The organism is Paenibacillus sp. FSL M8-0212 (genome assembly GCF_038004645.1).
GTDB lineage: Bacteria > Bacillota > Bacilli > Paenibacillales > Paenibacillaceae > Paenibacillus.
On the sequence record NZ_JBBORP010000001.1, the window covers coordinates 1,276,938 to 1,295,103 of the forward strand.

19 protein-coding genes are annotated in these 18,166 nt (G+C 45.4%); 4 read left to right on the forward strand and 15 right to left on the reverse strand.

Features of this window, described 5'->3' with window-relative positions; genetic code table 11:
* Positions 1 to 158: 158 nt before the first annotated feature.
* Positions 159 to 1,211, reverse strand: coding sequence for a CotH kinase family protein (locus MKX68_RS05790; RefSeq protein ID WP_340909893.1), 1,053 nt, complete (start codon positions 1,209 to 1,211; stop codon positions 159 to 161).
* Positions 1,212 to 1,577: 366 nt separating this feature from the next.
* Between MKX68_RS05790 and MKX68_RS05795 the strand changes: the two genes are divergently transcribed.
* The 4 genes from MKX68_RS05795 to MKX68_RS05810 are packed head-to-tail and all read left to right on the forward strand — an operon-like array spanning position 1,578 to position 4,480.
* Entirely contained in the window at positions 1,578 to 2,267 is a 690-nt protein-coding gene (locus tag MKX68_RS05795) for a hypothetical protein (protein ID WP_340909895.1), read from the forward strand.
* A 52-nt stretch (positions 2,268 to 2,319) separates the two neighbouring features.
* Positions 2,320 to 2,457 carry a hypothetical protein gene (locus MKX68_RS05800; protein ID WP_161799422.1) on the forward strand — a complete coding sequence of 46 codons (138 nt, stop codon included), beginning with the start codon at positions 2,320 to 2,322 and terminating at the stop codon, positions 2,455 to 2,457.
* Positions 2,458 to 3,804, forward strand: a complete 1,347-nt coding sequence (locus tag MKX68_RS05805; RefSeq protein ID WP_253505941.1) for an arsenic transporter — start codon at positions 2,458 to 2,460, stop codon at positions 3,802 to 3,804. It begins immediately after the preceding gene.
* 13 nt (positions 3,805 to 3,817) lie between these two features.
* Complete coding sequence (locus MKX68_RS05810; RefSeq protein ID WP_338591410.1) at positions 3,818 to 4,480, forward strand: DUF2642 domain-containing protein; 663 nt, start codon at positions 3,818 to 3,820, stop codon at positions 4,478 to 4,480.
* Between the two features lie 64 nt (positions 4,481 to 4,544).
* Here MKX68_RS05810 and MKX68_RS05815 read toward each other — a convergent pair whose 3' ends face one another.
* The 14 genes from MKX68_RS05815 to MKX68_RS05880 all read right to left on the reverse strand — a co-directional run bounded on the left by MKX68_RS05815 (position 4,545) and on the right by MKX68_RS05880 (position 18,034).
* Entirely contained in the window at positions 4,545 to 5,111 is a 567-nt protein-coding gene (locus MKX68_RS05815) for a hypothetical protein (RefSeq protein WP_340909898.1), read from the reverse strand.
* 146 nt (positions 5,112 to 5,257) lie between these two features.
* Positions 5,258 to 6,361 carry a toxic anion resistance protein gene (locus tag MKX68_RS05820; protein ID WP_036606281.1) on the reverse strand — a complete coding sequence of 368 codons (1,104 nt, stop codon included), beginning with the start codon at positions 6,359 to 6,361 and terminating at the stop codon, positions 5,258 to 5,260.
* Between the two features lie 11 nt (positions 6,362 to 6,372).
* On the reverse strand, positions 6,373 to 7,125 hold the full coding sequence (locus MKX68_RS05825) for a hypothetical protein (RefSeq protein ID WP_340019395.1): 753 nt from the start codon (positions 7,123 to 7,125) through the stop codon (positions 6,373 to 6,375).
* A gap of 147 nt (positions 7,126 to 7,272) precedes the next feature.
* Positions 7,273 to 8,322, reverse strand: coding sequence for an ATP-grasp domain-containing protein (locus MKX68_RS05830; RefSeq protein ID WP_124117250.1), 1,050 nt, complete (start codon positions 8,320 to 8,322; stop codon positions 7,273 to 7,275).
* Entirely contained in the window at positions 8,323 to 9,171 is an 849-nt protein-coding gene (locus MKX68_RS05835; protein ID WP_340020446.1) for a hydrolase, read from the reverse strand.
* Positions 9,171 to 10,322 carry a cysteine protease StiP family protein gene (locus MKX68_RS05840; RefSeq protein WP_340019394.1) on the reverse strand — a complete coding sequence of 384 codons (1,152 nt, stop codon included), beginning with the start codon at positions 10,320 to 10,322 and terminating at the stop codon, positions 9,171 to 9,173. The genes MKX68_RS05835 and MKX68_RS05840 overlap by 1 nt, the downstream gene beginning before the upstream one ends.
* Positions 10,319 to 11,752: a phosphoribosyltransferase family protein gene (locus MKX68_RS05845; RefSeq protein ID WP_340909903.1), complete on the reverse strand. Its 1,434-nt coding sequence runs from the start codon at positions 11,750 to 11,752 to the stop codon at positions 10,319 to 10,321. Before MKX68_RS05845 ends, MKX68_RS05840 begins: the two co-directional genes overlap by 4 nt.
* Complete coding sequence (locus MKX68_RS05850; RefSeq protein ID WP_051449850.1) at positions 11,682 to 12,884, reverse strand: HpcH/HpaI aldolase/citrate lyase family protein; 1,203 nt, start codon at positions 12,882 to 12,884, stop codon at positions 11,682 to 11,684. The genes MKX68_RS05845 and MKX68_RS05850 overlap by 71 nt, the downstream gene beginning before the upstream one ends.
* Before the next feature lie 209 nt (positions 12,885 to 13,093).
* On the reverse strand, positions 13,094 to 14,350 hold the full coding sequence (locus MKX68_RS05855; protein ID WP_340909905.1) for a TerD family protein: 1,257 nt from the start codon (positions 14,348 to 14,350) through the stop codon (positions 13,094 to 13,096).
* 25 nt (positions 14,351 to 14,375) lie between these two features.
* On the reverse strand, positions 14,376 to 14,957 hold the full coding sequence (locus tag MKX68_RS05860) for a TerD family protein (protein ID WP_036606267.1): 582 nt from the start codon (positions 14,955 to 14,957) through the stop codon (positions 14,376 to 14,378).
* A gap of 93 nt (positions 14,958 to 15,050) precedes the next feature.
* Positions 15,051 to 15,626 carry a TerD family protein gene (locus MKX68_RS05865; protein ID WP_062837432.1) on the reverse strand — a complete coding sequence of 192 codons (576 nt, stop codon included), beginning with the start codon at positions 15,624 to 15,626 and terminating at the stop codon, positions 15,051 to 15,053.
* A 90-nt stretch (positions 15,627 to 15,716) separates the two neighbouring features.
* Positions 15,717 to 16,310, reverse strand: coding sequence for a TerD family protein (locus MKX68_RS05870; protein WP_062837433.1), 594 nt, complete (start codon positions 16,308 to 16,310; stop codon positions 15,717 to 15,719).
* Positions 16,311 to 16,345: 35 nt separating this feature from the next.
* Entirely contained in the window at positions 16,346 to 16,792 is a 447-nt protein-coding gene (locus tag MKX68_RS05875; protein WP_036606259.1) for a tellurite resistance TerB family protein, read from the reverse strand.
* 348 nt (positions 16,793 to 17,140) lie between these two features.
* Positions 17,141 to 18,034 carry a hypothetical protein gene (locus MKX68_RS05880; RefSeq protein WP_340909910.1) on the reverse strand — a complete coding sequence of 298 codons (894 nt, stop codon included), beginning with the start codon at positions 18,032 to 18,034 and terminating at the stop codon, positions 17,141 to 17,143.
* Positions 18,035 to 18,166 lie beyond the last annotated feature (132 nt).

The following is an 18,166-nucleotide window of genomic DNA, read 5'->3' on the forward strand; positions in this document are numbered from 1 at the left end:
CCAATATGTAATCATTTCTATGTACACATATGGTTATTATAGCGTATTTTACAATGCCGCTTCTATTCTTATTACCCTACTTTTCCCAATACAATAAACTTCTCTTCATTTTGGCAGTAAAAAAAGGAAGGTCTCCCTTCCCCAAGCTAGTTAAGTGCTTACAGCTGACGTAGTTTTTCACTTAGATGCTCCCGACGTTTCACCACATATTCGCGAATTCTTTCCGGTTCACCTGCAAATACATCCATGGGCCATTTCATGTAAGGGTCTTTGTAGACATCTTCACGAATCTCATTGTGCAATAGATGGACTAGAGGCATAATTCGCTTCTCTGTAAAAGCATTCATCAGATGCTGGCGCATCAGCTTCTTATATTGTTGACGGAAACTGCGGAATGCCAGCAATCGTCCGGTAAGTCTGTTATACCCCTGAATACGAACAAGATTGGGGTCAACTCGTGTTCCATAACAGTTTCTCCCCCAAGTACCCTCATAATCCCAAGGCAGGATACCGTATTTCCCACTTTTGATTTTCTCATACCATGTGTAATTCTGATGAAATCCATCAAAGTTCCCTGTGAGCACAGCTCCACTTAACCAGCGTAAATAATTGTCCGTATCCACCCTCGACTGTAAAAAACGAAACAATTCCAGCCTGGACTTGGTGTTCAACTGCTGAATAAAGTTACGCAACCTTGTGCGATCCACATTTTTGCCCCGAATTAAGCTGTAACCGGACAATATATCCGTACTTGTTGAAGAGGTATCCGAATTTATCGTAAAACCAGCATGATCATTCACCGCATAGAAGATACTGCGTACAGGGATTTTCCTTTGACGAAAAAAGAAGGATTTCACCCCTTCAATCCGCAGGTATACACCCAAAAGCTGCCCGTTCAGATAGAGTACGCAGTGTTGTGTAGACGGTGCGGGTACACGAATCGACTCAAAAAAACGAAAAGAAAGTGCATTGCGAAGCAACGAAGGATCATCATACTCCGCATTAAAATGATACGTACGGCTGGATGTACGAACCTCAAATGATTTTTTGGGATAACCGCGTGTATGTCCTCCCCGGTATCGAAGCCGGATCGGAAACGGCTTGCCGTCCATCTGCATCGTGCTGTTCACAAACGTCTCTGACCATATATTGGACGTTAACTGTTGATATTCGGTTGGAGACAAGCTGATATGGTAGACAGGTAGAGCCATTTCCATCCGCCTTTCGAATACCTGTAAGATTCGCCCGTAGGCTCTTACATCATCCTATGCAGATGCACAGAAAGTCGTACGGGCGAATGCACAGTGCTGATACATATCACATTCAAATTCACTTGTCATTATGCGGAATAATCGAGTTATTAATCTATAAATATACATAAATTCTAATAGATTATAGCCAAAATAGTATAAATATAGTTGACTGGCTAGTCCCTCCAAGAGGCATGTCACATATGCTTAAACTACAGACAGACACGAATGACGAATGGAAGGGATCATAATTACATCCACCATTTTTGTCCATCTGAACTTATATCATGGAAGGGGTCAAACACAATGTCTATGAATGGTCAAGGAATGAGAAGTTTGTTGGGAAGAGAGATTAAGATTAACCGGGGAGGACCTGATTCAGTACAAGGTACACTTACGGACGTACGCTGGGACTACATGGCGATGAACTGCAAAGAAGGGATTGTCTACGTTAATGAATCACATGTAAAAAGCATAACAGATACAGGCCGTTCCGGTGGTAACCGAAATGCAGCCATGGGGAATCCTATTCCTTCCAACACGTTTCTGGGCGTTATGCAAGCACTCCGCTTCCGCCGTGTTCAGATTAACCGGGGAGGACCTGAAAAAGTGGAAGGCATCCTGGCCGATGCCAACCAGAACCAATTGATTATGACTTTGAAAAATCAGGAGATTGTTCGTATTCCGATGCAACATGTGAAATCTGTATCCCTCGTACGTGGTGGTGGGAACAACAACAACAACAACAGTAATAATACAAGTCAAGGCAACCAAGCAGCCCAAGGGAATCAGGCGGCTCAAGGCAACCGTTCTCAAGGGAACCAATCCCAGGGTAATAAGTCCGGCGGCAACAAGTCGCGGAGCAATCAAGGCAATCGTTCTCAGGGGCAACGAGTTCAAGGCAACCAATCCCAAGGCAATAAATCAGGTGGCAACAAGTCGCGAGGCAATCAAGGTTGCCAAAGTTGCCAAGGCAATCAATCCCGTGGCAACAAATCCGGCGGTAAAAAGAAGTAACTGAAATAAACTGACAACTAAGTTATTTACCAGCTTAAAGGGGGGAATCATCATGTTGATCTTCGTCGCATTAGTCTTGATTGGTGTGCCTTTTTACTGGATCGTTGCACCCGGAAGGCCCACTCCATCCCATGAACATCTGCTTCAGGCTTCGTCAGGACTTCTCCCCCTGGGAGGTGAATCACAGTAAATGCCTGACTACCAGTTGTGGTTAACCTTCGGGGTCTTTATCATCACTGTCATTTTCCTGATGTGGCGTCCTGGCGGATTGAATGAATCTATACCCACCTCGCTTGGCGCCCTTCTTCTTATTTTAACTGGAGTGAGCAGCTATGCTCACATTGTTGGAATCTTCGGGATCGTATCTGGTGCAGCCGTAACGATTCTCTCTACCATTGTCATGTCGATTATTTTAGATAGCATCGGTTTTTTTCGCTGGATCGCTTTGAATATGATTGAGAAAGCGAGAGGTTCCGGCTTTCGATTGTTCTGGCTAATTCTATTACTTTGTTTTCTCATGACCATCTTCTTCAACAATGATGGCAGTATTCTGATCACAACTCCGATCATTATTCGAATCTGTTCTATCCTTCGTCTGAAAATGCATCAACAGTTACCCTACCTGATCTCCGGTGCTCTAATCGCTACGGCTTCCAGTGCGCCAATTGGACTTAGTAATCTGGCTAATCTGATTGCTCTGCAAATGGTTGGCTTAAATCTGAATACTTATACTCAGATGATGTTTGTGCCATCCATGCTTGCGATCATGGTGATGACTGTACTGCTGTTCTATTATTTTCGCAGAAGTATTCCCAAAGTTATTCATCATTTCCCTATATCCCTGCAGTCTTCATCAGGTTCAGGATATCATCCGCTGCAGACAACTGAATCCGAGAATAAAGTAGACTGGTGGCTGTTCCGTGTCTGTATAGGTATCGTTGTATTTATCCGTGCAGGATATTTTCTAGCTGAGCAAGTCGGTATACGCATGGAGGTAGTTGCAATCACTGGTGTTATTCTCATGCTCGCTGTGCGTTGGTATCGCACCCGGACTGGACTCAAAGATGTGATAACACAAACGCCTTGGCACATTCTACTCTTTGCCTTCAGCATTTATGTTATTGTGGATAGTCTTCACCGCGCAGGCATGACCGCTTGGATCATTCAGTGGATGAAACCTATAATAGAAGGAGGAAATGCCAGCATCATTGCTGTGTCGGGGTTAATGCTCACTCTGCTTTCCAATCTATTCAATAATTTGCCCTCCGTCATGATTGGGACCTTTGCTGTTACAGATCTTCCACTAAGTGAATCTCAACTGCATCTTGCATATCTTGCGAACATTCTGGGAAGTGATATCGGAGCCTTGCTGACGCCTATTGGCACCTTGGCAACGTTAATTTGGATGTATATATTAAAGACCCATCATATTCGAATCTCCTGGAAACAGTATATGAAAGTTACCTTTATTGTGATACCAATCAGTCTAATTGTTAGCCTAATTTCACTATATATTTGGACATCTATTCTCTATTGAGAGGAGGAATACTGTGGAACTTCTTACGCATTGGCTGGGTAAATCCGTCGAATTGGAGCTATCTGGCTGTAAACTACCGATCCAGGGTGAGATCATTGATGTAGGCCAGGATCTGATTGTAGTCTACGGAAACCAGCGATTTGTCTATATTCCACTTCATCATGTTCAATCCATGCATGTCGGCACAGCAGATGATTCAAGTATGATTGTGCCAACACCTGACCCCGAGATGGATCACACCAACATCTCTTACCGCAAAATGCTGATGAACGCCCGTGGACGTTTCAGTGAAATCTCCATCGGAGGGAAAACATTGCATGGTTATATTACAAATATTATGAATGACTACTTCATGTTCTACTCTCCGTTATATCATTCTATCTATGTTTCCATTAATCATCTGAAGTATATTATTCCTTCCCCTACTAACAGCACACCCTACTCCCTTAGTAAGCAACATTTCCCTATGCAACCTTCGTCCATGTCACTCTCCCGTACACTCGATCAGCAACTTCATAAAATGATAGGTGAACTTGTTGTACTCAACCTCGGTTGCAAGCCTTACCGAGCAGGGTTATTGAAAAATGCAGACAGCCACTTGCTTGCGTTGGTAGAAGCGGATGGGACTTCTTTAATTATGCATACCGATCATATCCAAACCATTCATCTCCCTTGAGTATCAGAAGAACACAAAGGTTCATCTGCCTATGGCTGATGAACCTTTTTTTCAAGTTTACTTCCTACCATCTTCTGCCTCCACGGTCACCCCGGTAGTCATCATTCAACTCGCCCAGGCGATCGTACGTCTCCTTATATATCCGAATCACGGCCTGAACTTTGATAAAATCAGCATCCTCAGGTCCAAGTCCCTCCATAAACATTCTCTGAATAATCTGTTGGAAGAACTGCACTCTGGCCTCAATCTGTTCTTGCTCAAGCTGTAATATGTCTTCGAAACTGTGGTTCCCTATGTAATCCATCAACTCATCATCATGATTGGAATAATCTGTATTTCTTCGATCTGCTACCCATTCATCCGGCTCATTGGACTGGAGGTTAACACTGGTGCGCAATTGTGATAGGATAATTTTCTCTTTGGCCAACATGACATGAAAATCTTTGTTACGGAGCAGCTCCGATACAATCAGACTGCACATTTCACGATTTTGGATCAGTATGCCGTCAAAAGGATGTAGTGTCCAATTCCCGTTCGCATAATACAGGTTAAAGTTAAAGAACTCACTGCCATATTTGTATTGAATATTAATCTTGGTCTCATCAATAATCTCAAATGAAAAGTCCAGCATGTTCAGCAAGCTCCTTCGCACAACCCCAGATTTTAGCTATATTCTATCAAATAAATGAAACAAAGAGACGCACTCAGCGTCCCTCGTAAAAAATAAATACATGTAGCAATCTTGATACGATATACAGCGAGTCTTACCCTATTACCCTAATCCAAGAAAGATCCTAATGCGCTGGAATCCGGTTTGTTTTTCTCCGGAATGGCAGCAGCCTTCGGCCCTTCCAGACCCAATCGATCACTCATTTTGGCGTTAAGTGTTGTCATCTTGTTGGTATAGTCGTTACAGCTCTCGATGATCCGGCGATTGGACTGCTCGGACAGATCCAGCGCAGACATCAGATCACCCATCGCTTGATTGACCGCTTCAAGGGACATAGCCGGTTTGGACAACAGTTCATTCGTTTTCTCTGTTGTTGTCTTCAACAATCTGGCGTTCTCCTTGAATTGATCTTCAATCGTCTTATTCGTAGCTTCCACAGCGGAAATGACCTTCTCCTGATCATTAAGAGCCATAGCAATCATGGCCGAAACGGTGATCAGATTCGCTGTTTTATCAATAGCGTTATTAACGGAATCAATCAGCTTGTCATTGTTATCATTAATGATGTCGGTAGCTGCGATTGCCTGATTGTAAAGCATGATCATCTCTGTCATGGATTGGGTACGTGTTACCACTTTGCGCAACCCACGCTCCAGATGTGCTTTGCGATTCTCGTTCTCAGGCTTGGCGATCTCGGTTTCAAACAATGCTTTCAATTGATTACCGAAGGAAATTTTGGTCTGCAGATTGTAGATCTCCTGAATGGAAGAACGTTTCAATTGGCGCATATTCACGATGCTTTCTTCCAGGTTGTCCTTGCCGTCCCGCAACCCGTTAATGATGGCATCAATGTTCGTGCGAACGGATTGATAACGGTATACATAGTTTTTCAGCGGGCTTTTACGTAACAACTTCCCGACAAAACTCACATTTTTACTCTGCTGCAAACTCTCACATTCATCACGGAGCTTCAGGATCATGTTGGATACCTCTGCCCGATTCCCGGACATCAGTTCATTGACTGGACGATCAAGCAGCTTGAGGGTCTGTCCTGCTCTCTCTTGTGTTTTCACGCCCAACTTGCCGATATCATCCATTAAGGTATCCAGGTGAGCCGGATCACTTTGGGACACTTTCTGAATAAGCTGCGTTGCTTCCTGGTTAATCCGTTGCTCATCTTCCTGCTTCAACTGAGCCCATTCCGTTGCCATGCCAATCCCTCCTATAATTCAGAGCTATTATACCGTTGATGTATTAGTTCCGCTTTGTTCTGAAGCTCCATTAAGTCTTTATGTTCAATCGTTGATACAATATCCGATATCTTGGAATCTACGTCGCGAAGACCATTCAGCAGCATACGCCGATTATTGCGTTTGGCTTCTCCGCTTAAACGCAGAAATGGATTAATAAAACCGTTCAGGTCTTTCAAAATCAGTCTGCGCACCGTATGGTTGATATCCCCGTTGTTTAGCTCCTGAAGGGAAGGAATCACACGCTGCAAACGGGCAAACAACGCCAATGATTTCTCCACGATCTCATTATCAAGCTCGTTCTTCTGACCTTCGGAGATGATCATGTCCTCCAGAACTTCCAGGTATTCAATCACCGGATCAAATACAGGATCTGGTTCAGTCCGGGAAGACTTCGCTTGTTCTGAGCCCGCATGTTGTGCGGGAGTAGAACTCGAATGGGGCTGTGCTGGAGAAGCATCTCTTGCCCCTGTTGGCACTGCGCTCGACGCTTGTCCCCCATTCAAGCGAGATGGTTCATTCCCGATATCTGTGATTGGTACAGGGGCAGATGACGAACCATCCACCTGTGTGCGTGGTGTGGAACGTGAAGGAATCAATCCCCCGACCACAGTTGCCAGTGCCGGAATTGCCCACGTGATGACATCCGGTAGAAAAGGACTCGAGATTGCCGCGAGACCATAACCGACCAATGCGCCTATACCTATCTTCGTTTTCCGTAACATTACTTGTCCTCCTGCCTTAACAACACATAAAGTGCATATTCAAAAAGTCTGATTTTCAGTACCGAGAAGATGGACTTTTTGAATAACCTCTCATCCGTATTGTAAAAAAACCATCCAGAAGGTGTCAATGTTGAGGAAAATTCTCAGCTAGACGTGGTGTACTCCGCTTACCTTCTGAACGTCGATTATAAATGGCTGTTCGATATGACTTCCCAGTATGCCAAACTTCGGATGAAGTGGTCCAATATCATGGCCAAGTGCAGACTTGACCGCCAGATACGGGAAGTTCACGCCCGACAGACAGGACATGTGCAACCCACCCGACATACGCGGATTGATCTCCAGCAGCTTCGGTGTATCCTTGCGATATTTCATCTGTATATTAAAATTATAAGGAATCCGATATACCTCTGCCACATTGCGGGCAATCGCCAGCAATTCCTCGTTTTCTTCAAGCAAACGCAAACGTCCTCTTTCTTTTCTACGCGGAATAGCCGTTAATAGTTTCCCATTGCGGTCCGAAAGACAATCAATGCTGTATTCATATCCTTCCAGTACCTCCATCACCATGACGTTGGGAAAGGACGGAGCAGAAGAGAAAGCGCGCAGGGCATCTTCATACGAAATGGAGTTAAGCGCATATCCGAACAACTCCTGCAAAGGATCACGCTCATTGTTGATCACCCGGAATCCCATGCCGCCCTCACCATTACATGGTTTGAAGCATACATCATGTCCACGTGCACGCAACGCCTCATAGGCCTGCTGGAATTGTGCAGCATTACTGACCGTGAAATAATCCGGAATCTCCATAATGCCCTTCTCACGCACCGATTCATAGAAGCGGTCTTTCTCCATCAATTGTTCCAACAATTCCGTGTCCGAGCATACGATAACCCGTGTACCGATCTCTTCGAACAGGGAGATATGTCTGCTGATGTCCAGCATGTTCCAGCGTGGAATAAACACATCAATCTGATGACGACGGCAAAAGTCGAGGCAAAAATCAACATATTCCCGGCCCGTTACACGCGGTTCAACTTCTGCAACATCACAGCCCTGTAATGCCATGTGTCCCGGATCAGGATGAGTACCGTAGATCTCAAATTCCATGCCGTCCTCATTGTCCCGAATTGCATTCATATAATGATACGTTACAGAGAACCAACGGTTGAAGTAAATCTTCATTTTTTTCATTTATACGGTCTCCCTTATCTCGGCATGGTCTATCTGGGTCTGTTGATCGTTATGAATACGGTGGACGTAATCGAGAATCTCATCTGCTGCAAAAGCACCGAATTGTTTCGTAAATTGATACGGCACCAGCTCAGGTGCACGCTGTCTCTCCACATGCAGCTCTCCGTGAGATGGAGCAATGGCATGCTGCGCAAAGTCCAGCAAACAGCGATCCAGCAAGGAATCGCCCGAAGCAATTACAGGCACATCGCCAATGCGTTGCCTAATGTGCTCCACTGCAGCTCGTTTGTTCACGGCCGAAGGCACCAGATAGAGCTTCCGACCCTGAATCGAACTCTCCCATCCAAGCGTCTCTAACACCCGAATCTTGTCCGTAATGCGCTCCATAGGAAGCTTGTCACGTTCGATCAGCAATGCAAAGAACAGCTCATCACACAATCGCTGATTAATCACCCATTCCGGGCTCAGTACATCGTCAAACAAATCCAGGATCTCTTCAGGAGTAGCTGCCTGCTGACGAAGCAAAGAACGAATATGCAGGTTCCATTCATCGTCTACCTGACCGTCAACAATGATGTTGCCACCATTACTCGTCACCGCATATTTCGGAATACATTCGGTCTGAAAAATATGAATGCGCCGGTACTGCTCCACGGTACGTGTCGTCACAGGCATAAATACAATGTCTTGTGGCAAAGACTGCAACCGCTCCAGTGCATATGCTGACATAAAAGCGGACAACTTGCCGTTAATCCACTCTGCGGGAACAAGTCCCGGTGTATCTTCGGGAATACGGAGCGCACGACGGGAGTACACCAGCGTCTGGTCCAGATCACTTGCGTAGATCATCATTCTCCTCCACCTCCCAGGAATTGAATAATGCCGCAACAGGAATAGGTTAGTCCGGGATATACCTCAACCGGCACATTTCTGTCTCTGGCGAGCATCATAATATGTTGCAAATCCGGATTATCCAGACGGTCCACAAGAATCTTCCAAGGGACACGGCGCAGTAACACCCGGGTTGTTTCTCCGATTCCAGGTTTGATCAGATTAATGTTCGTAATGCCAAAAGATTGCTGGATGGCCTCGATATCCTGCCAGCCTTTCCAGGTGATTTCCGAAGTATCGGTAGCATTGTCGTCCGAGCGAATCTCCACTTGGTCCATCATTTGCGGAAAATGCTGAGCAATAGTATCCACGTATTGGGTCGACACATCCGCAGAAGACCATTCACGATACCATTTGGCTCCGTGAAAATCTGCCGGCCCGATCAGATCATCGCGTAGTACGGTACGGCTCACCAGTCCCGATACCGTGGAATTCAGACAAGCACTAGGAATAAGATAATCTTCCCTTGTCCCAAAGGTGCCTGAGCATTGACCCGGATCGGCCAATACAGCAAGATCATCATCAAGACTTACACCATAAGTCCGTTCCATTTGGTCACAGGACTCTTTCAGCACTTTGCGAATAGCCCCTTTGCCTGTCCAACCGTCTACAAACTGAATGGCTGTTTCCAGCCCATGCTGCTGTAAAATATATAAAATTGCGTTCTCGTCCATACCCTTGCCACGAATAATTGAAATGCTATAATGCGGAATCGTCACTTTGTATTTCAATTCAATATAACGCTTGATCAGGATGCCTATAGGCGTTCCGGCTCGAGCCAGAGATACCAGCACCAGATTAAGTCCCCTGCGCTCTACAATCTTCTCAGCCACAATGGCGGTATGACGAGCGATTCTTGCAGCGGATTGTTCCAGCGTCTGATGGAACAGCTCGATGTATTCTTTTGTGGGCTGATATTCCACGGGTAGCATCTCCGAATAATGAACCCCGGATTGGATCGCTTGCTCCCGTTCACCCGTTCCCTTTTCCAGATCCACATGGCTGATATCCTTCAGTAAGAAAACAACGTCCGATGCAGCATAACTGCCCATCGGTTCGGGAGACTGAATCTCACGTTGTCTGATTAGCTCCAGTGTAGTTAAGTTCATTGCTCGTTGTCCCCTGTCTTCTCTGGCAAGCCGCAATACACAATATGAATGTGTCCGCATCCCAACTGCTCCAGTGCCTTCACCATCGGTTCCATTCGTTCTTCGGACATCTGTCTCTCCAGCAGAACAAAAATCTCATCATATTGTCCCGGGGCGATGTTATAGATAAAGTTACGAACGGATGCGTCTTCCGGTGAGGCATATCCGGCACCACTACGAACAGCATATCCTGGAGCCGGATGTGTATGGATTGGACTGCGGGTAGTCGATTGATACAACACGCCTTCTCCCATCTCGGCAGCAATACGCATTGGAATGTACATGAACTCCCCTGTTCCCATCACCAACGTCCGTTCTCCCTTACACTGCGACTGAAGTCGTTCTGCAATCCGGCTAATCTCCTGACGCAATACGCCATTATGACGAGATTGTATACCAAACCTGCCCGTATGCTGGACGTAGCTCGCTGTGCTACGTTTACCTTCACCATCCTCGGAAGTAGCGTGCAGCTGATGGAAGGCATCTGCAACGGTAGAGGTCTGAATCGTCACGGCAGGATAGGATAGCTGCTCATCTTGCTGTGTTGCTTCCAACTGTGGAGTACCCACCACTTCAATACGGCCCTTCAACAGGCTTAACGGTGTAATGGTAATTCCCAATTCAGCTTCCAACTCGGCAAATCGATTCTCGTCCGCTTCCGTACGCCAGTCCAACAGCGAAGCAATCACATACTGCTTCCGGGGGTATCTAACCTGAATATCCCGAATGATATTCAACGTCGTTTTGCCCGTCGTAATCTCGTCGTCCACCAGAACAATCGGACCCTCTCCTGCAAAGGCTTCATGATCCAACGCGTAACAACGATGAGCCATCGCATGGGAATGTTCTTCTTCAAATTGAATATCTGGATGCATCGCTGGAACATATTCGCGAGTGGTGTGAATATAGGAAGCTTGATCAGCAAACATCTCGTACATGCTGTGGCCCAGCGCTGTTGCTGTCTCCGCAAAACCAACAAAACGAATCGTTTCCGGCAAACTCAATTTCTCTTGCAACAACATGCCGTACACTTGCCGAGCTCGCTTGGGATCAATCAAACCTTCGACCATTTCCCGTTTCCACTCGGTGATTTGATCTTTGATCTCTTCCGTCTTTTCAGTCAGGTGCTCATATAACAGAATAGCCAATGCCGCGCCACTCAGAAGCGAGGTATACGGGTTAACCGGGATGTGCTTCCCCAGCAGTCTGCTTACAAACAGAAATGAACGTTTCTTATTGATTCGTGCAGCCATGGAAAATAGAGATTCTAGTGGAAGTTGCAGCGGGTTATGTGTAACCTGAACGTTTAGACTGAATTGATCAAGAATTGGGAACGTAGTTGTGTTGTTGCTCATGCTTGGGCAAGAGCCCGACAAAATGCTGCTGTTCATGTAACACCCCATATATTTGTGATCGGATAAGAATTCGATTCGCCCAGCTCAAGTGTGGTTTAATCTCATTCATTTTGTTATAGTAATTACTTTTGAACACACCCAGGCTACCATCATTACGGGCGATGATGTCTTGTGCATCGGAATATTCCTCATGTGTAACAACGTACATCGCTTGTACAGGCTTAATATGAGAAGGATGAATGATCGTTTTGCCTACAATTCCATTTTCCTTGTCCATCATGACTTCACGCATCAATCCATCCATTGTGTTCGTAATATATTTCATTCTCAGATGTAGCCCTGATTTGCCCAGGGTTTCTTCGAATGGAGTCTGTCGTAATTGAGGTTTGAACACGCGCTCCCGCTGACTGAAATATTCCCACACAGGACCTGAGATCACATACGGCTTGTCCATCCGTCCAAACAGATTGATAATATCCGAGATGCAGTCACGGATCGTGGCGATATCGTATATGGTCAATTCCGGGCTTCGGCGTAGTCCAAACAAGCTGGAGAAATCGGTCGCACCTATGCGTACATTGAGCACATATTCAACATTTTCATCGAGGATGTTTCGAAGGCCCAGTAAGGTCTCCCAACGTGTCTCCCGATATATAATTGAAGCCGTTTCCAATATAGGCATTCCATAGAGAACGGGATAATGATCCGGTTTCCGTTGATTATACTTGCGGATTTGGTCAAAATAGGCTCTTCCATTGCCCACACAAAACTTAGGCAAAGCCACGCCTGTTAGCATGGATACCAATTCTCCCAACGTATCAATGAGACGTTCCAACTGTTGTGGTGAACGTACACGAGCAAACAGAAGAGGCATTTGATCCTGACTCAGCATACCTGTCTCCATATAAGTCATCAGTTGAGTTAGATGCTGTACCAGACACTGCTCGGCAAACTCTACTTGGTCGTCACCCACAGCGTCCTCCAGATCAATAATAATGGTCGTCAGACCTTCATGTTTACCATTCATAATGTCGTCCGCGATATGTGTGCGCGTCGCGGGCATATATAAAGCAGCCCCAACAGCATATGCCAGTAGATCTTTGGAAGTCCGGTGATTGAACGAGACGGGTGAAGAGAAAAATAAAGTATCTTCTTCTTCCAGACTCAAAAAGTTAAAATATTTCAGGGGTGTCTCCTCCTCGCACCTTTGGCAATAGCCAATCTGCAATAGTTGATTCCAGCTGTCGGGGCATAAAAACCAATCCCTCCTAATCTGGAGGGATTGATGGTCTATTATCGAGGATAACGTTGGTCAACAGTATCCTTGCAATGGTGCTGACCGATACAGCGTTTATATATTGAATAAAATACAAATGATTACTTTCTTCCCGCAACCCACTGCATTCCCCAATCATGAGCCTCGTCCAACGCCTGATGCCCATTATAGAACTGCACGATTCGTTCAATACTGAATGTCTCATTGTTCACATTGCGTAACATCGCGATGCCACACATGCCAAGCGGGCTCCCGTATTCATTCATTCGAACAATGATATCGGGACCGTCCTTCTGCTGAATGGTTACCACACCGTCTACTTGAGACCAGTTGGCCACACCACCATAAATATAGGTGAATACCAAGATGCGCTCAATTTCCGAGATACGGGCACCATTAATCCGCAGATTCTCTCCCGTCTTAACCGATCCCGTCCGGTCATCCCCATCCAGGGCAATATAAGGGAAACGGTTGAGTGAACCAAACGTCTGTCCCAAGGCCTGAATCACATCTCGTGTACCATCTTTCATCTCGAACAGGCAGCCCAAGTCCAGATCCACACTCTTGCTGCGACCAAATAACCCTTTGCTACCCTGTTGATTCCAGTTGAGGTTAATCAGGATTTCACCAAGTCCCCCCGCATTTTTCTTGAGGTTAATGGTGTCACCCTTCTTCTTCAATTCAATTTTGTTGAAATTGATCGAATTCACAGGAGCAGGCGTCGGCTCTGGTGCGGGTGCCGAGGGTGGCGGAGTCGGTACAGCTGTCGGAGGAACGGTTGAAGTCGTTGTTGCAGGGTCTGATCCACCATCCACATCCACACCAAAGTTAGCGCAGAGTGCATTCAAACCACCTGCAAAACCCGACCCTATTGCATTGAACTTCCATTCTCCGTTATGACGATACAATTCACCGATGACAATCGCGGTCTCCACTGTAAAACCGCTTCCCAGATCATATCTCATTACTTCCTGACCTGTAGCTGCATTGGCAAACCGTAGAAAACCATGCTGAACCTGTCCAAAATGATGGCGTCGTGCTTCACCGTCATGAATCGTCAGGCTAAAGGCGATTTTCTCAATTCGGGCAGGGATTTTGCCAAGATCAATGGCGAATTGTTTCTTCTCGCCACCAATCTGTCCACCATCCATATACGTGATGAACGAGGTAGAGGGCTGATTATAAAAGATAAAATCCTCATCTCCAGCCACTTTATTGTCTGAACCCAGAAGGAATGCTGATGTGTCCAGCTCTACACCCGAGGCTGCCTCCCAACCAATGCCTACCGTTAGACGGGACAAGCCCGGATTGGTTTTGGTCAGATCACTCTTCTGGCCTTTCACGACAGAAATCGCCATAGCAGAATCACCTTTCTATGCCAAGTTATTGTGCATCCAGTCCGTAATTTTTGCATAAAGCAGATAGTCCACCTGTGAAGCCGCTGCCTACCGCCTGGAATTTCCAGTCCGCACCTGCACGGTAAAACTCACAGAATACCACAGCTGTTTCTGTAGAGTAGTCTTCTCCGAGGTCGAACCGAAGCACTTCCCGATCACTTGCAGCATCTACAACACGAACAAAAGCATTGGAGACTTGTCCAAAATTCTGCCCTCGTCCATCTCCATCGTAGATGGTTACTGTAATACCGATTCGGTGAATGTGCGCAGGGATTTTGCTGAAGTCAACGACAACTTGCTCATCATCGCCATCACCCTCACCCGTACGATTATCACCGGTATGTGTCACTGAACCCGCACCGCCGCTTGGATTGTTGTAAAAAACAAAGTCATCCGTACCTTTGGCTTTTCCATCTTCGTACAACAAAAAAGCCGAAGCGTCCAGGTCAAAATCGACTCCACCACTATATTTGTTTGTGTCCCAACCTAAACCAACTACCACACGGGTAAGGCCCGGATTCGTTTTGGTCAGGTCGATACGTTGTCCTTTGGCAAGACTGATCGTCATTTGTTTTTCCACCTTTCCAAGATATGTGATTAAATGAAAAGGAGAACCGTCCAGGAGACGGTTCTTCCCATCCTGTAAGTCGTTCTGTACGTCCTATTGCAAACCGTAATCGCGTGTCAATCCAACCAATCCATCCTGGTAACCACTACCGATGGCACTGAACTTCCACTCGCCGTTATGGCGATACAATTCACCAACAACTACACCCGTTTCAATGGAGAAGTCTTCTCCCAGGTCAAAACGAATCAGTTCTTCGCTGTTTGCTTCGTTGACGATTCGCACATAAGCACGGGAGACTTGTCCGAAGTTCTGGCTACGTTCTGTAGCTTCGTAGATCGTAATGGAGAATGCAATTTTCTCTACATTTGCGGGTACGTTAGGCAGGTCGATATTGATCTGCTCGTCATCACCATCGCCATCTCCTGTACGGTTGTCACCGGTGTGAACAACAGAACCATTTTCATTTTGTGGATTGTTGAAGAAGATGAAGTTTTTCTCGCCTTCTACTTTACCGTTTGCATTGGCACAGAATACCGATACATCCAGGTCAAAATCTTTTCCGCCATCATACTTATTGGTATCCCAGCCCAAACCTACTGTGATTTTTGTCAAACCTGGGTTCGTTTTAGTCAGATCGATTTTTTGACCTTTAGAAAGATTAATTGCCATCGTATAATCATCCTCGCTTATTTAAGTGTATTGTAGTTATCGTGACATATGAATATCAGGATTATTGTCGATTTAGGTTAAATCTTGTACTTAGGAGTACCTGCGAGCGAGTTCGTTGATATGTACCGCATGGGAACCCTCTCCAATTGCCGAGAATTTCCATTCGCCTCCATGACGATACAATTCACCACAGATCAACGCTGTTGAACCTGTGTAGTTATCGGATAGATTGAACTTCACGAGCTCACTGGAATTTTTACCATCCAGAATACGAATATAAGCCTTCTCAATCATGCCAAAATCTTGCTTGCGATTGACACAATCGTAGATATTAACAACGATTAATACTTTATGAACATCAGCAGGAATACGGGACAGATCCATTTTGATCTGTTCGTCGTCACCGTCTCCCTGTCCTGTTAAATTGTCACCTGAATGGATAACCGAACGACATGCACTTTGCTTGTTGTGGAAGCAAACCAGGTTGGAATCCTTGACCAACTTGCCTTCCTCATTCAACATGATCGCCGATGCATCACAATCGATATCCGCTTGTTTTTTTCTTCCAAAGAAACCTTTGGCAGTTACCGGGTCCCAACCGAGACCAGCAATCACCTCAGTAAGTCCTGCATTGCCTTTGGTTAAATCAATTTTCTGTCCTTTGACCAAATTAATGCTTGCCACTGATTTTCACCTCCCTTCATATGTAAAATAGCTACTTAGAGATTGAATTCACTCGGGTTCAGTCCAAGTACGATACATATCTCTGCAACGACTCTTTTCTCCTGATCATCAAAGTTGCCATCAGCTGAACCAATCGCACTGCATACGCCCACAATAACGCGTCCTACATCCGGCTTGGCTTTGAATTTCCCAATGGCTTTCAGCGCTTCCTGCTTCCCGATCTCTGGAGAGAACTCAAAGTTCGCGACATAATGATTAAAACGTGTAATCACTTCAGCCATATCGAATACTTTCAATTCCTGACTCAGGTTGATATAACCGGCCATCTTGTTCTTTTCCGCTTCGTCAATGGAACCATCTGCAAAAGCAACCAGTGCACACCCTGCAACCACGGCATCCATAAAATCTTTATTTTTAAACTTTTTGACTTGCTCTTCAAGTCCTTGTTTTGTTGAATTTAACCAGCTTTTAAATGAACTCATACTCAACCTCCAATAGTTTCAACCTGGTGTTCCGTACATTCTTTTCAAGATTTTTCAGTAACTTTCATGTCTACATCATGTTGAATATAAGTTAAATTATTCCTTAACTATACTCTGAAATACGGCAATATTCTACATTAAAAAACAATTAATACCTTATGATACGCATCGTTCTGGATATAGTTTCAAGCGGATTTCAAAAAATTGCTCGACACCTCTTTTCTTATTTCCACTCTCACACACAACACATAGAACCCTGACCACCGATCGTCTCGGCAGTCAAGGTTCTATGAAATACCTCAGCATATATATATTTCGTTCAACTCATTCAAATTTTATTCAATACTACTATTCCTTTCCGTAAATCTCCTCTACACGTTCTTCCTCATTGGTAGACAACAGAACATTAAGCAACCCCATGGCATTATTGGCATCGGTTCTCGTCGTCTTATACATCTCGGTAAACGCCGCTTCATCCTGCTCCGGGTCCATCGCAGCAAGCTTGCCCCATGACGTGCGGGCTTTGTCGTATAACGTACTCAACGTAATATCACGCGGATGTTGTGCAACAGGTGCCATGGATTCAAATTTCGCTGTGACTCTGAAGAAATCCATCGAATCCTGGAACGATGCACTACTATAATCCTTATTTTTCATCGCATCCTCGGTAATCAGCAGGCCTTCACGGGCGATAAACAGTGTTTTCACCATGGCACGCTCCAGATTGGTTGCTTCTTCCCAAGTTATATAAGATTCGTCAGGTGCTTGTACGGTTGTGAAAAATGGAAAGGCATCATCAATCAACCGCTGCGAATCGGAATGAATCGGCACCCCTGCATTCATGTCCACAACGGCATCGCTATAATTGGCTACATTAATATTTTTGGAACCTGCCTCACTGACCCGACGCACCGGATAATCATTCAGAGGGACACGGATATAACCAAGTTTATCCGCATACTGCTGCTTCAACTCTTCCAGTGTGGAGTCCTTTCCAATCTTGCCGTCGTCAGCTGAAGAAGATTCTTCTGTAGTTGAACCTGTCTCCTCACTCCAATTCGAACCGGTTGCTGCGGTTTCTGTTACGGCAGCATTCGTGCTGCTTGTTTCTGATGAAGCAACTTCTGTACCGGAAGCAGACTCCGGCGAAGACGTGTCTTTCGCTCCGCCACCACAAGCTGTCAGAATCGCTGCCAAACCAAGCATCACTGTGAACGTCTTTATCGTATAATTCCATTTCATCGTATAATCTTCCCCTATCGTATGTATATTCCTGAGAACCATTAACCTCTGCTCCAAGACTTGAACACTCACTTACAAAAATATCCTTTCATATAACATACTTGATTCACACAATTGGACATGGTCTACATT